The sequence below is a fragment of the Synechococcus sp. R5-12 genome, from assembly GCF_047502655.1.
In the GTDB taxonomy this organism is placed as follows: Bacteria; Cyanobacteriota; Cyanobacteriia; order Thermostichales; family Thermostichaceae; genus Thermostichus.
Genome location: NZ_JANSIM010000086.1, coordinates 1 through 12,748 on the forward strand (window position 1 = coordinate 1; position 12,748 = coordinate 12,748).

The following is a 12,748-nucleotide window of genomic DNA, read 5'->3' on the forward strand; positions in this document are numbered from 1 at the left end:
TTCAGTATAGTTGAGCTTATTATTGACTAGAGTCATGCTCTCGCGAGGGTTCTGCACACTTCGCGAGCAGCCCAGGCTTTTCAACAGATGATTCAAAGCAGCTTTTTCCAGCAACACCAGCCATAGCCGGTGCAACTGTGTCTCTCGCATAACGGATCCCAGTGATTGATTTCAGCGAAACTGTGGAGAGCTTGTGAAGGCAGCAACAAGAAACGTTAAAGAGAACACAAAGTTGGCAACGGAATGTTGGCAGTGTTATCTTCAAGCGCGGTTGACCTACCGTCGCTGAGCCGGTTGACTGTTGCGCCTTTTCCCTGCCGTCCAACTGATCGACAACTGGAGCGCAAAACTCCTGCTACCCTGGTTGAATGATGGTTTCGTTCCTGGTTGAGGTAGAGGGGAATTTGACAGATGAGCAGGTGCGGGAGGGATTCCACGCCCTCTCTGACCCGATTCGCCTGCGCGTGCTGCAACTGCTGCAGGGGCGTGAGTTGTGTGTTTGTGATCTCTGCGAGGAGCTGAAGGTGAGCCAATCCAAGCTCTCGTTTCACCTCAAAACCCTGCGGGATGCGAAATTGGTCAATGCTCGCCAGCAGGGGCGCTGGATTTACTACAGCCTCAACCCACCCGGTTTTCAGCTCCTGCAGCATTTTTTGGATAGATTGGGGCAAGCTGGCCCTGTCAAGGCCGCAGTTCCCTGTGTGGAAGACCTCTAAGGCGCGCAGGGATCCCAAAATGTCCCTAGAAAAACTGTCGGATCCCGCCCTTGTACATTCCGAAGACGGGCTTGCTGCAACACAAGAAATTACAGATGTGAATGGTGTTCCCTGCTGGCAACCCCAGGGATCCCGGCGGGTCAACTCGGAGAAAATGAGGATCCCATCTCCTAAAATCCATCAAAGTTCCCTGACACCAGCTCCCCTGTTGCTTAGTTAGGATTGATACAAGAGAGGTGGGAACAACATGATACGTGAACAGCGAGAAGAGTTGGAACGCATCCACCGAGCACACCTGTGGAATCGCCTCAAGGAGCGGGTGAAACGCGCCCAGTTGAATCCATCTCTGCTGGCTTTGCTGGCACGAGAGGCTTTTGAGTTGGGCTTCCCCCTTCCCTCTTTATCTGACCAACCCCAGGTCAATTCCCCTGCTGAGCAGCCCCAAGATGGAAGTCATCATCGCCGCACAAGGCCTCCGGCCCGCTGGCGCGAACGGTGAGTCCACCCTCTCTTCTGGCCGAGAAAGCGGGCAGCCACGATCATAGGAGAATTTCTCTCCAGAGACTCTCAAAGCAGCTAGTCTAGGCAATGGTTTTGAATAAATCAGAGCCCATGATGAACACCGCCGAAGCCCTTCAGATTCTCAACCTTCCGCCGGACGCAACCGAGCGGCAGATCCGGGGGCGACTGTTTCAGGAATACCAAACCCTCAGTACTGCCCTCGCAGAACTGGAGGACGAGCGACAAAGACCCTTGCTAGAGGCGCAACTGGCGCGGCTGAATGAGGCGCGGGATGTATTGCTTAGCGGGGGATCCCAGGCTGAGAAGGGTTTGTCTTGGGTCAGCCCAGAGGACTTGCCCCCCCAGGTGATTGTGCTGCTTTACCAAGCCAATGGGCAGGAGGGGATCTGCACGCGCCAGGTTGGGGGTCAAGATATCGTCATTGCTTTCGAGAGCTCGTTTGCGGCAAGAAAATATGCGCAGCGGTTGGCTCAACAGGGACTGCCCAAGCCCGTGGCAGAACGCTTTGACACGCAGGAGATCGTCGATTTTTGCCGCAGCGGAGGGTATGGGTTGATGGTGGTTCCGGCCAGCGAAACGCTGGAGCCCCTACAAGAAAGCACGGAAGCTGCCCGTGATTGGCAGGGCAGGTCTTGATGCCGTTCGGCCTCGATCCACTTGCGTTAAGGGTGCCCTCGATGATTAGTGTGGAACCGATCTCTGTGGACGAGTTTCGCCAGCTCATGGCCGCCGATCTGGACGCTTGCTGCGAGGCCTTTGATTTGCGGGCGGAGTACCTGCGTCTGCAGCAACAGCGGCTACGCTCCTGGGGCATGCTGGCCTTTGGTTTGATAGCAATAGCCTTGGTCATCTTCTTGGGGATGCGGGATCCCGGCTCTTGGGTGCCCTATGCCGCGGCTGCCGGGATCCTGCTGCTGCTCGTGCTGGGGATCCTGAGAGTCAGCCTGCGCTTGGGAAAAAGCCTGCATCGCATCCGGCAGCGTTGGCAGGAAGCCCATCTGCTCAACAGCACCCCCGAGGTGATGAAGTTTGCCACCGATCTGGCCCGCAAGGTAAAAGACTACAACCACTGGGTCAACGAGCTCCAACAATCCCTGCAGGGGGGGCAGCATTGGCGGGATTTTCGGCAACTCAGTGAGGCTGAGCAAAAGTACATCCAGTCGCTGTTTTTGCAGGTGCGGGCCCAACTGGTGATGGCCCTACAGGTGTGCCGAGCTTTGATCGAGGATCCACAAGCCTCTGTGGCTCAGTATCTCAACCAAATGGTTGCCCGGGATCAGCAACTGCTGGAGCAGTTTACCGCCAAAAACCTGACCGCCAACCGCTACGTGACCTTGGCTCGCCAGCTATCTGTGCTGGAGGAAGATTTGCAAGCCCAGCTCAGAGCCTTGGGATCCCGATGATACCCTGTTAGAGGTGTCCAGCAGCGTATTCATGGGCAGTAGAGGCACTCGAAAATTGTACGGCCTGTTGCTTGCCGGCGGGCTGGGCTTGCTGGGATGCGGGGATCCGAATGTACCTCTGACCCAACCGCCCCCCGATGCTTTTCGGGTTAGCACCCCACGGCCACCGCGCCTAGATCTGTACCCCACCCCACCACCCACGCCAACTCCTACCCCGACACCACCCCCCAGCTTGCTGGAGCTCACAGCCCGTTGGTTGGGGATCCCTTGGCCGCCCCAAGAGACCAGCCTGGTGAGATTGAGCGCCCGTTTCCTGGATATCCCACTACCCCCGAAGCCGCGCCGCTCCGCCAGCCCCTCGCCTCAGCCTTCCCCCAGCCCAGAGAGTGAGGAGAGAAGGCAACAAGGCCGGGAAACCTAGTCCGCACCGCTGGCCTCTGGAGATCTAGGCGCCCGCAGTCACCGGCTCCGTTTCTCGAACGCGCAGCTTTTCACAGGGGATGGTATCCGCCAGAATAGAGCTGGCCATCATACCCGTGTGAATCTCCAGTTTGGCTCCGGGCACCGCCTCAAACAGCAGCCGCTGGCCTGGAAAGACCACCCGCTCAAAGTACCAGTTTTCGATATTCGTGATGCGAACCACCTGAATGGAGCTGGTCGCATTGATGTAGCTACAGGTTATTCGCTCTGCTCGTTTTTTATCGGGGATTGCATCGAGTGTTTGCATTGTTCAGATCACCAGCCCACTTTGCTCAGCCTATCATCTACCCTAACACCGCCTGGGGATCACTGCGGTAGTCTGCGATACGGCGATCCCAACTGGCAGAAATTAATCCTGGAAAAACATAGTCATTCATAGTCACTCCAAACTAGATTGAAACACTTCCCAAGCGTTCCGCGCCGCTTACAGAGGGAGTCATCCTTCACCCCCAGCCCCTCTCCTTTGGGAGAGGAGAGTTAGGAAGCAATGCCACGGAAAGGTCTCATTCCTGTTTAAAATGACTGTAACTTCTGTATCTTACCTTACCGTTTCGATGTCCAGAAGGGTTCTGCAATTCAAGGCAGATTTGAGGTAGGATTTCTCCCCAAGTTGGGGTAATTTCTCATAGAAAATCTCCACAGAGTAGTAGTCAGGATTACATTTTTCCGTTCCCTTGGAGTTTGGGGATCAGGGCTCTTGGATCCTCGATCCCGTCGTCGGCTGCGGCGAGGATTGGCCGGGATCCCAGTTCAGGCCCTCCACCCGCAGCTCCAGAGCCCCCGACTGGCGCACCGGATTGTATTGCAGGCTGAAGCCATAGGTGCGGCGGTCATAGCCCAGGCGATAGACGACATCCACCTGCTGGCCCGACTGCAAATCTACCGTTGTCTCTGCCCCCACCCGCAGCGGGCCGTACAGTTGTTGCAAAAAGCCCAGGACGAGCTGTTCCCGCGTGGTGATGCGGTCAAACAAAAATGGCGAGGCTCCGGCCAAAAAACCGTTGGAGTAGGTCACCCTCAGGTTGGTGTAGTCGAAGGTATCGGCCACAAAAGCCCCAATCACCGCATCAATGCCAATACTGCCGGCAGTATAGCTCTGGGCTCGGCCATTGGAGTAAAAAGACTGGCTGCTGCTCACACCGGTGCTGAGCCAGATCCCTTGCTCGATGGGCAGAGCGGAAAAGCGGGGTGGGGGATCCGCCGCCGTCTTGGGAGGGCTCCAGAGGGGAAAGGAGCGATTCAAGGTTGCCCCCAGTTGCAGGCGGGAGAGCTGAATGCGGTCGGTGGTGTTGGCTAAGGCCAACTCCGGATCCGTGTCGATTTCATCCGGCTGCCCCAAGGCATCGATGTAGTCGGCGGCTATGCGGTAGCTGAGATCCAAGCCGGTATTCCCTAGGCGCAGGGTGGGGGAGCGGTAGCTGGCACCGAGGCGGTTTTCCACAATTTGAAACCCCAGGCGACCGCTGAAGAAGCGTTCCCGATAGGCGTAGGTGTAGGCGACTTCTCCGCCATCGCCGGTGGTGATGCGGTGTTCGACCTGGGCTCGCAAGCGCTGAGCAAACTCCTGGAAGACGATCCCCCGCAGCTCGGCAAACAGCGAGGTTTGAGCGTTGGCTTCCAGTTGCCGCCAACGAAAATCGGCCCGCAGCCCGATCCCATCCAAAAGGCCCTGCTCACTGCCCCAAAGACGTTGTGGATACAGTTGCGGGGAGAGCACCAAGCTCACATTGGGATCCCGCAGCAGCTCGGTGTTGGACTGGAGGATCAAGCCGCGCCGCAATTCTTCCCTGTCGAAATCATCGTAGAAGATGCTGACCGGAGGCTGACGGTTTAATGAGCCGAAGCGCAACCGAATGGGCAGAGGCAGAAACAAGACCTGGTCGAAGGCCAGTTGGCCGGCCTCGGCAATCAAAAGGCTGGAACCATCGGCTTGCAGGGTGGAGGTCACCCGTGGGCTGCGAATCTCCAACTCCGGCGGATCCAGCGGGTCGTTGGTCAGCCGCACCTGTTCTCCTTCCCAGGTGTTGGCATCGAAGCGGATGCGAACGGCACGAAAGCGCACCAACCGCTCTGGCGCCAAAGCGGCTGCCGGGGATCCACCGGCCTGCAACTGGCCAATATCCACCTGCCCGAAGGCCTCTTCCAAAAACCCCCGCTCCTGCTCAAAGTCGTATTCTAGGCGGGATCCCTGAATGCGCTGCCGATCCAGCTGAATAGAAACATTGCCCTCGGCCACAGCCCGCCGCTGTCGCAGTTCAATGCGCAGGCGATCCGCCCGCAACACAGAGCGGCCCAGCCGCATCTCCACATTGCCTTCTGCTTGGAAGACTTCCGCCCGTTGATCGAAGGTTTGCCGGTCAGAACGCAGCCGTAACGTTCGGTCGGCAACGGCGCTGAGGTCAGTCGTATCCATGGGCTGAGCGCCCCCCTTCTTCTGGGACTCCACCTGAGCCGCAGTAGGGCCGGCAACTGCCAACCCCAGCACCCCCAAGCAGAGCCAGAGCAACCGCAACCCTCTCATAATCACCCGGCGCGAAACTTCAACACAGATCCCCTACGGCTTCCCCAGCCCGCTAGCTTGTGGCCAACTGGGAAAGGTTGAGGACTCGGTTGAGCTTGCCGCTGCGGTAGCCCTCCAAATCGAGACTGACATAGAGATAGCCGAAGGATTGCAGGGCCTTGACCAGCGCTTCCAGATTGGTTTTCTGCACAAACTCCACGATCTGATCCGGAGGAAGTTCGATGCGGGCGGTGTCCTTTTCGGAGCGCACCCTGACCTGCCGCCAACCCAAGCTGCGCAAGTAGCGCTCTGCCGCTCCCACCCGACGCAGCTTCTCAGGGGTGATTGCCTCCCCGTAGGGAAAGCGAGAGCTGAGGCAGGGTTGGGCCGGTTTATCCCACCAAGACAGCCCCAGGTGGCGAGACAATTGCCGCACCTCCAGCTTGCTCATCCCCACCTCCGCCAAAGGGGAACGCACGCCGCGCTCCCGAGCTGCCTGTGTCCCCGGTCGGTAATCGGCCAGATCGTCGGCATTGAGACCATCCACCACATGGTTATATCCCTGGGCTTGGGCCAACAGGCGCAAGGTATCGTGCAAGTGACTTTTGCAGAAGTAACACCGGTTAACAGGGTTGGCAGCGTAGCTCGGATCCTCCAGCTCGTGGGTTTCGACGATCTGATGGCGGATCCCGATTTGCCGAGCCTGCTGAATTGCTTCTTCCAAATCTTCGGGCAGCAGCGAAGGAGAAGCAGCGGTGACAGCCAGGGCCCGCTCCCCCAGCTGATCGCAAGCCAACTTGGCCACCAGGCTGCTATCAACCCCCCCAGAGTAGGCCACCAAGACCTGCTCCATCTCGGCGAAGATCTGGACAAGCTGCTGGAACTTGCGCTGCAGGACGGGATCCCACTCCAGCAGGAGGTTGGCCGTTGTTCCTCCCTCTCCCGGGGGGAGAAGGTCGAGACGAGAAGCGGTTGGGTCTTGGGTTGTGTTCATGAAGCCAGGAGATGCCAAACGTTTGGAGAACCAAGCAAGGGCACCGTCTCGCCACCGCCGGCAGGAGAAAAGCCGGTTGCTATCAGGGGCAGGGATCCCCCCTCTTTCTATTCTTTCCTAGAGATCCCCGACTTTCCAACGCTTCTCCCCAGCATGGGATGCGGGATCCCTCAAGGAAAAGTAGACAATTGGGCAATCTATTCGTAGTCCGCTCACCCGCTGTCGCGATGGTGCTATGCCTCCGGCACCCTACCGGGAACCGCACCGCTTCGCGATACGCTGAATAAAATGGGTTGCAGTGGCCCCTTATAATTTTTTCTGGGTTCTCTGCCGCAATTGACCTCACAGCTTTTTCCGGCGACACTTGCTACAGCCGATGCAGAGATCTCTCTTGGCTACAGGGATCCTACCTATCTTGCAGAACTTCATGAAACTTAGAAAAAGCGGTACCCCTCTCCTAGCGCACTATGGCCTTGCAACTTGAACCTGCCAGCCCGCCAGAAGTGGCCGTTTATCAGCCCTATTACGCCGTTGCCCGCCGACAGTACCTAGCCCTCGCGGTGGGCCTCTACAAAAAAGCCAGCCTGGAAGGGCAGAGGGCCATCGAGGGGGAAGAGCCTGTCCGCTTCTTGGCCAGTTGGCACATGTCCCCGTTGCCCTCGGATCTGACGGTGGTTCAGGTGATCTTTGCTCAGGATGCAGATCTCACCTATCAGCTCTCCATCGCCAACTACGAGTTTGTGGATTATCTGATTGATGTCGTCTCTTTGGTGCAGCGCGGACAACCGCCGGATTTCTCCACCGCCTTTTACAAGAAACTGATGCGATATGAAGATTGATCTGGGTTGCTCAGCCACCATCACTCTCTACGACACCACACTGCGGGATGGGGCCCAGCGAGAGGGTCTATCGCTGTCGGTGCAAGACAAGTTACAGATTGCCAAGCTGCTGGATCGGCTGGGGATCCCGTTTATTGAAGGGGGCTGGCCAGGAGCCAATCCCAAGGATGTGCAGTTTTTCTGGCAGATGCGGGAAGAGCCCCTAGAGCAAGCCGAGCTGGTGGCTTTTTGTTCTACCCGCAAGCCGGGGCGGCGGGCGGCAGACGATCCCATGCTGCAGGCCATTTTGGCGGCGGGCACCCGCTATATAACCGTCTTCGGCAAGTCTTGGGATCTCCACGTCACCGAGGGCCTGGGCACCACGCTGCAGGAAAACCTGGCCATGATCCGCGACACCATTGCCTATCTGCGATCCCAGGGGCGGCGGGTCATCTACGATGCCGAGCACTGGTTCGACGCCTACCGCCACAACCCCGACTATGCCCTGCAAACCCTAGCGGCAGCGGCGGCGGCGGGGGCGGAGTGGCTGGTTCTCTGCGATACCAACGGCGGATCCCTGCCCCACGAGATTGCGGCGATCACGGCAGCTGTCTTGGCAGAATCCCATCACCTGCAGCACTTGCCCCTAGGGATCCACACCCACAACGACTCCGGCACTGCTGTGGCCAATGCCCTGGCGGCGGTGCAGGCAGGGGCGCGCATGGTGCAGGGCACCATCAACGGCTATGGGGAACGCTGCGGCAATGCCGACCTGTGCAGCGTCATTCCCAACTTGCAACTGAAGCTGGGCTATCGCTGTCTGCCGCAAGAGAAGCTGCAACACCTGACGGAGATCTCCCGCTCCATCAGCGAGGTGGTCAATTTGGCCCCGGATGACCATGCTCCGTTTGTGGGCCTATCGGCCTTTGCCCACAAGGGCGGGATCCACGTCAGCGCCGTTCAGAAAAACCCCCTCACCTACGAGCACATCGCCCCGGAGCAAGTGGGCAACTGTCGCCGCATTGTGGTCTCGGAACAGGCGGGGCTGAGCAACATCCTCCACAAAATGGCCGGATTCGGGATCCGGCTGGAGAAGTCGGATCCGCAGGTGCGCTTGATTTTGGAGCGGCTGAAAACCCTGGAGCTGCAGGGCTACCAGTTTGAGGCGGCTGAGGCCAGCTTTGAGCTGTTGGTGAGGGGGTTGTTGGGTCAGCGCTCGCATCCGTTTGAAGTGCTCAGCTTCAACGTGACGACCACCACCCGCTCCGATTGGAACAGCAAAGACTGGGATCCCAGTGGCGAAGCAACGGATGTGCAATCGTTGGCAGCGGTGAAAATCGCGGTGCAGGGGCAGACTCGGGTGACGGCGGCGGAAGGCAATGGGCCGGTGGCCGCTCTGGATGGGGCGTTGCGCAAGGCGCTGCTGGAGTTCTATCCCCAACTGGAGGCGATTCACCTGTCTGATTACAAGGTGCGCATTTTGGATGGGCGAGCCGGCACCTCGGCCAAAACGCGCGTGCTGGTGGAGTTTAGCGACGGTCACCGCCGTTGGACAACGGTGGGGGTTTCCACCAACATCATCGAGGCCTCCTGTCGGGCTTTGGTGGAGGGCTTTGAGTATAGCCTGCTGCCGCCCAGCTCTCCTTTGCCGGCTGCGGCAGAGCACCGTTCTTCTCCGCTGGCTGCAAAAACGGCCTCCCCTTGAAGAAAAACCTTCAACTGGCTTTACCCTGGCAGCGCCCCTCTACCCCAGCAAGCTAAACCGTAACCACGACAGCTATGCGAATCATCGGCCTGACAGGCGGAGTGGGCACGGGCAAATCCACGGTGGCCCGCATCCTGGAGCAGCACGGGATCCCGGTGGCCGATGCCGATCAAATGGCCCGCCAGGCCTTGGCGGTGGGATCCCCCATTCGCGAGCGGGTACTGGAACGCTATGGGAAGGCCATCCAAACACCCTCCGGGGATCTGGATCGCCGGCGGTTGGGCCAGATCGTGTTTGCAGATGCCGCTGAGCGGGCTTGGCTAGAGGCCCAAATCCACCCTTTCGTTAGAGCTCAACTGCAAGATTTTCTGTCCGCGTTGGCGGAGCAGAGCTCTAAAGTCCATGGGGTGCCGCTTGAGGAAGAGCCTGCCTCCCAAAAGCGTAGCGGGGTAGGATTTTCTTCTGGGCAGGGATCTCAAACCGTTTGTCTGATGATCCCGTTGCTGTTTGAAGCCCACATGGAAAATTGGGCCAGCGAGATTTGGGTGGTGACTTGCACCCCAGAGCAGCAGCGGCAACGCCTTGCCCGCCGGGATCTTCTTACACCGGCAGAAATCGAAGCTCGCATCGCCAGCCAGTGGCCTTTGGCGGAAAAAGTGCGCCGTGCAGACGTGGTGCTGGACAACTCCGGATCCCTGGCTGAGCTGGAAGCCCAGGTGAAGCAAGCTTTGGCGTCGGCGGGCCAGAGGCCATTTGCCTCACCCCCGCGGGCCGGATACAGTGACGGGTAGGGTCTGGTGGGACGGATCCCTTGGTATCCATGTACGGATGGGTTGAGGGAGAAACGATGCAGGAAGCAGGCTGCGTTGGCGAGACGGAGTTTGCTCAAGCTCTGGCCGCGCGGGAGCGGGAAATCCAGCTTTTGCGAGAGCGCAATCGCATCTTGCAGGGCCAGATAGACCTTCTGGAGCTGCGCCAAGAAAAGCAACACCGGCAAATTCGCAGCTATGAGGCGGAGATTGAGCAGCTTTACCAAGAGAAGCAGTTGCTGGAGCAGATGATTCAAGAGTTGCCAGAGCTCTACCGGCGCAAGCTGCAAGCCCGCCTGCAGCCCATCCGCCAGCGCATCGCCGCCATCCAGGCAGAGAATCGCCAGCTTAGGAAGGAGTTGTACCAGCTCAGCTACCGCGTGCAGCACATGGATCAGCTTGACTCGCCCGGCTGGAGAGTGCAACTGCCCCAGCTTCCCTCTCTGCGTCGCCGGGATCCCAAGTCCCCTGGCCCGCCGCCGGTCACGTTAGCAGAGGGGAGCACAAAAGCTCTGCCCGCCCAGCCCCACTCTTGATGGGCAGGGAGGGATCCCGCCATCGAGAAGCCAGAATAGGGGAGCCCCGGTGGGATCGCGTCAGCAGAGCAGAGCTCTTGCGCGGTTCCGGTTGGGGCGCTGCTTGCTTGGAGATCCCGGAAATGGCCACCGCTGGCAACTATGAACCCCTGCATTTAAAATACCGCCCGCAGCGCTTTGCCGATGTGGTCGGCCAAGGAGCGGTGGTGCAAACGCTGGCCAATGCCATCCGGCTGGGGCGGGTGGCGCCTGCCTATTTGTTCTGCGGGCCGCGGGGCACGGGAAAAACCTCCAGCGCCCGCATCTTGGCCAAGTCTTTGAATTGTGAACAGGGGCCGACGCCGGATCCCTGCCAGGCGTGCAGCCAATGCCGCGCCATCACTGCGGGAGCCTCCCTGGATGTTCTCGAGATTGACGCGGCCAGCAACACCGGCGTAGACAACATCCGCGAGCTGATCGAGCGGGCCCAGTTTGCCCCGGTGAACAGCCGCTACAAAGTCTATGTCATCGACGAGTGCCACATGCTCAGCAATGCGGCCTTCAACGCCTTGCTGAAAACTCTTGAAGAGCCGCCCCCCCGCGTGGTATTTGTCCTGGCCACCACTGACCCGCAGCGGGTTTTGCCCACCATTGTTTCCCGCTGTCAGCGGTTTGACTTCCGCCGCATCCCCCTCGACGACATGGTGGCCCACCTGGGCAAGATCGCCGCCCAAGAAGGGATCCCTATCACGCCGGAGGCGCTGCAACTGGTGGCCCAACTTTCCCAAGGGGGCCTGAGGGACGCCGAACGCCTGCTGGATCAGCTCAGCCTCTTAGAGGGAGCCATCACCCCTGAAGCCGTTTGGGACTTGGTGGGCGGGATCCCGGAACAGCAGCTTTTGGCTCTGATGGATGCGCTGCTGGCTCAGGATGTGCAGGCGGTGCTCAGCCAAACTCGACAATTGTTGGAGCGGGGCAAAGAGCCCTTAGCCCTGTTGCAGAACTTGGTGGCCCTTTACCGGGATCTGCTGCTGGTCAAGACAGCCCCCCAGCAACGGGAGTTGGTGGCTGTAACGGATTCCACCTGGGAAGCTCTGCAGCAACGGGCCCCTCGCTACTCGGTGGAGATGCTGCTGGCAGCCCAGAGCCATCTGCGCCAGTGTGAGCCGCAAATTCGTCAAAGCGGACAGCCCCAACTGTGGTTGGAAATTGCCCTAGTGGATCTGCTGGGCCAGCTGCGCCCAAGCATGGTGGCTGAGGATTCAGCGGAACGGAGTCCTTTCCCAGCCCTTGACCTATCTCCTGCACCCCAGAGAACTCCCCCGGACGGGACAGCCCCTCCGGCCCCTGCTGCGACCATTAGCCCATCAAGCCCATCAACTGTTGGTGAGATAGATGAATTAACTGTTGGGCCTTCAGCCTCCCCTGCTGTTGCGTCGAGCCAGAAGGCAGATCGCGCTACTCGGACGGAGTCCTCGGAGCAGCCCAGAGAACCGGCAAGGGACGCCGCCACAGTCAAGCTGCTGCGCCCCCACTGGGACGAGTTCCTCAAGCGCCTCTCTCCCCTCACCAAGGCTCTGATGGGATCCGGCCACCTGCACCAAGAGACTCCTGAAGCAATTACCCTCGCCTTTCCCAGCAAGGGTCTGGTGGAAAAAGTGCGCAGCAAAGAAGCCGAACTGCGGTCGGTGCTCCACAACCTGCTGCAGCGCCCTGTGCAGCTCAACTTGATTGTGCAGCGCTCCAGCGGGCCGCATGTTTCCATTCGCGTCAGCGGTGCGGAGTCCTCGGCACTGCTCAGCCGAGAAACAGACCTGCCCCCCGCCCCCCCAGATCCTGTCACCACGCCGGGGTTGCAGAGCGATAGCACCAACAGTCGTGCTTCCTCAAGGGAGCCCAGAGCAGAACCGCAGAGCCACGGCCTTGCCCGGCGACAGCAACATTCCCCTTCTGACTCCAGCCCACCTTCGCCAGAGCCTGAGCGGGACAATCCTATGGGTGGCCCCAAGGTGGCCGGCTTGGCAACCCAAGGACTTTCTCCCGCCGGTGCGAACAAAGTGCTCCGCACCGCTGTCGCGACCGATTCTCCAAGTCGTGCAGAGCGCCGCGACACCCTGCACGGTGGGCAGTCCTTCGAGCTAACCCAGGAGCTGGCGGAGATTGCCCGCCGTTTTGCCGACCACTTCAACGGCAGCTTGGTGGATTTGGAAGGGGTGTTGGAGTCTGACGTGACGGGATCCACGGAAGAGCATGACTCTAGTCAATAATAAGCTCAACTATACTGAA

At 59.4% G+C, this 12,748-nt stretch carries 13 protein-coding genes; 10 read left to right on the forward strand and 3 right to left on the reverse strand.

Features of this window, described 5'->3' with window-relative positions; genetic code table 11:
* Positions 1-371 precede the first annotated feature (371 nt).
* The 5 genes from NW843_RS05155 to NW843_RS05175 all read left to right on the forward strand — a co-directional run bounded on the left by NW843_RS05155 (position 372) and on the right by NW843_RS05175 (position 3,062).
* On the forward strand, positions 372-716 hold the full coding sequence (locus NW843_RS05155; protein WP_414330075.1) for an ArsR/SmtB family transcription factor: 345 nt from the start codon (positions 372-374) through the stop codon (positions 714-716).
* Between the two features lie 247 nt (positions 717-963).
* On the forward strand, positions 964-1,215 hold the full coding sequence (locus tag NW843_RS05160) for a hypothetical protein (protein ID WP_414330072.1): 252 nt from the start codon (positions 964-966) through the stop codon (positions 1,213-1,215).
* An 89-nt stretch (positions 1,216-1,304) separates the two neighbouring features.
* The gene (locus NW843_RS05165; RefSeq protein ID WP_414522317.1) at positions 1,305-1,874 is read left to right on the forward strand and encodes a DUF3110 domain-containing protein; all 570 of its coding nucleotides are present in this window, start codon (positions 1,305-1,307) and stop codon (positions 1,872-1,874) included.
* A gap of 41 nt (positions 1,875-1,915) precedes the next feature.
* The gene (locus NW843_RS05170; protein WP_414522318.1) at positions 1,916-2,641 is read left to right on the forward strand and encodes a hypothetical protein; all 726 of its coding nucleotides are present in this window, start codon (positions 1,916-1,918) and stop codon (positions 2,639-2,641) included.
* 31 nt (positions 2,642-2,672) lie between these two features.
* Complete coding sequence (locus NW843_RS05175) at positions 2,673-3,062, forward strand: hypothetical protein (RefSeq protein ID WP_414522319.1); 390 nt, start codon at positions 2,673-2,675, stop codon at positions 3,060-3,062.
* Positions 3,063-3,086: 24 nt separating this feature from the next.
* On the opposite strand, the gene NW843_RS05180 is transcribed toward NW843_RS05175, so the two are convergent.
* The 3 genes from NW843_RS05180 to larE all read right to left on the reverse strand — a co-directional run bounded on the left by NW843_RS05180 (position 3,087) and on the right by larE (position 6,615).
* Entirely contained in the window at positions 3,087-3,368 is a 282-nt protein-coding gene (locus NW843_RS05180) for a DUF1830 domain-containing protein (RefSeq protein WP_414331305.1), read from the reverse strand.
* A 441-nt stretch (positions 3,369-3,809) separates the two neighbouring features.
* Complete coding sequence (locus tag NW843_RS05185) at positions 3,810-5,642, reverse strand: DUF3769 domain-containing protein (protein WP_414522320.1); 1,833 nt, start codon at positions 5,640-5,642, stop codon at positions 3,810-3,812.
* A gap of 52 nt (positions 5,643-5,694) precedes the next feature.
* Positions 5,695-6,615: an ATP-dependent sacrificial sulfur transferase LarE gene (gene larE / locus NW843_RS05190; RefSeq protein WP_011432933.1), complete on the reverse strand. Its 921-nt coding sequence runs from the start codon at positions 6,613-6,615 to the stop codon at positions 5,695-5,697.
* Between the two features lie 467 nt (positions 6,616-7,082).
* Between larE and ebsA the strand changes: the two genes are divergently transcribed.
* The 5 genes from ebsA (at position 7,083) to NW843_RS05215 (ending at position 12,729) form a co-directional block, all read left to right on the forward strand.
* Positions 7,083-7,454, forward strand: a complete 372-nt coding sequence (ebsA, locus tag NW843_RS05195) for a type IV pilus biogenesis protein EbsA (protein ID WP_414522321.1) — start codon at positions 7,083-7,085, stop codon at positions 7,452-7,454.
* A complete protein-coding gene (gene cimA, locus NW843_RS05200) occupies positions 7,444-9,138 on the forward strand; it encodes a citramalate synthase (protein WP_414522322.1) in 1,695 nt (564 codons plus the stop codon). Before ebsA ends, cimA begins: the two co-directional genes overlap by 11 nt.
* 74 nt (positions 9,139-9,212) lie before the next feature.
* Entirely contained in the window at positions 9,213-9,929 is a 717-nt protein-coding gene (gene coaE, locus NW843_RS05205) for a dephospho-CoA kinase (RefSeq protein WP_414424703.1), read from the forward strand.
* A 29-nt stretch (positions 9,930-9,958) separates the two neighbouring features.
* Positions 9,959-10,483, forward strand: a complete 525-nt coding sequence (locus NW843_RS05210; protein ID WP_414522323.1) for a hypothetical protein — start codon at positions 9,959-9,961, stop codon at positions 10,481-10,483.
* 122 nt (positions 10,484-10,605) lie between these two features.
* The gene (locus tag NW843_RS05215) at positions 10,606-12,729 is read left to right on the forward strand and encodes a DNA polymerase III subunit gamma/tau (protein ID WP_414522324.1); all 2,124 of its coding nucleotides are present in this window, start codon (positions 10,606-10,608) and stop codon (positions 12,727-12,729) included.
* Positions 12,730-12,748: the final 19 nt, after the last annotated feature.

Coding starts and splice junctions, on each gene's coding strand:
- NW843_RS05155 (WP_414330075.1), top strand. CDS start 372: ATGGTTTCGTTCCTGGTTGAGGTAGAGGGGAATTTGACAGATGAGCAG.
- NW843_RS05160 (WP_414330072.1), top strand. CDS start 964: ATGATACGTGAACAGCGAGAAGAGTTGGAACGCATCCACCGAGCACAC.
- NW843_RS05165 (WP_414522317.1), top strand. CDS start 1,305: ATGGTTTTGAATAAATCAGAGCCCATGATGAACACCGCCGAAGCCCTT.
- NW843_RS05170 (WP_414522318.1), top strand. CDS start 1,916: ATGATTAGTGTGGAACCGATCTCTGTGGACGAGTTTCGCCAGCTCATG.
- NW843_RS05175 (WP_414522319.1), top strand. CDS start 2,673: ATGGGCAGTAGAGGCACTCGAAAATTGTACGGCCTGTTGCTTGCCGGC.
- NW843_RS05180 (WP_414331305.1), bottom strand. CDS start 3,368: ATGCAAACACTCGATGCAATCCCCGATAAAAAACGAGCAGAGCGAATA.
- NW843_RS05185 (WP_414522320.1), bottom strand. CDS start 5,642: ATGAGAGGGTTGCGGTTGCTCTGGCTCTGCTTGGGGGTGCTGGGGTTG.
- larE (WP_011432933.1), bottom strand. CDS start 6,615: ATGAACACAACCCAAGACCCAACCGCTTCTCGTCTCGACCTTCTCCCC.
- ebsA (WP_414522321.1), top strand. CDS start 7,083: ATGGCCTTGCAACTTGAACCTGCCAGCCCGCCAGAAGTGGCCGTTTAT.
- cimA (WP_414522322.1), top strand. CDS start 7,444: ATGAAGATTGATCTGGGTTGCTCAGCCACCATCACTCTCTACGACACC.
- coaE (WP_414424703.1), top strand. CDS start 9,213: ATGCGAATCATCGGCCTGACAGGCGGAGTGGGCACGGGCAAATCCACG.
- NW843_RS05210 (WP_414522323.1), top strand. CDS start 9,959: ATGTACGGATGGGTTGAGGGAGAAACGATGCAGGAAGCAGGCTGCGTT.
- NW843_RS05215 (WP_414522324.1), top strand. CDS start 10,606: ATGGCCACCGCTGGCAACTATGAACCCCTGCATTTAAAATACCGCCCG.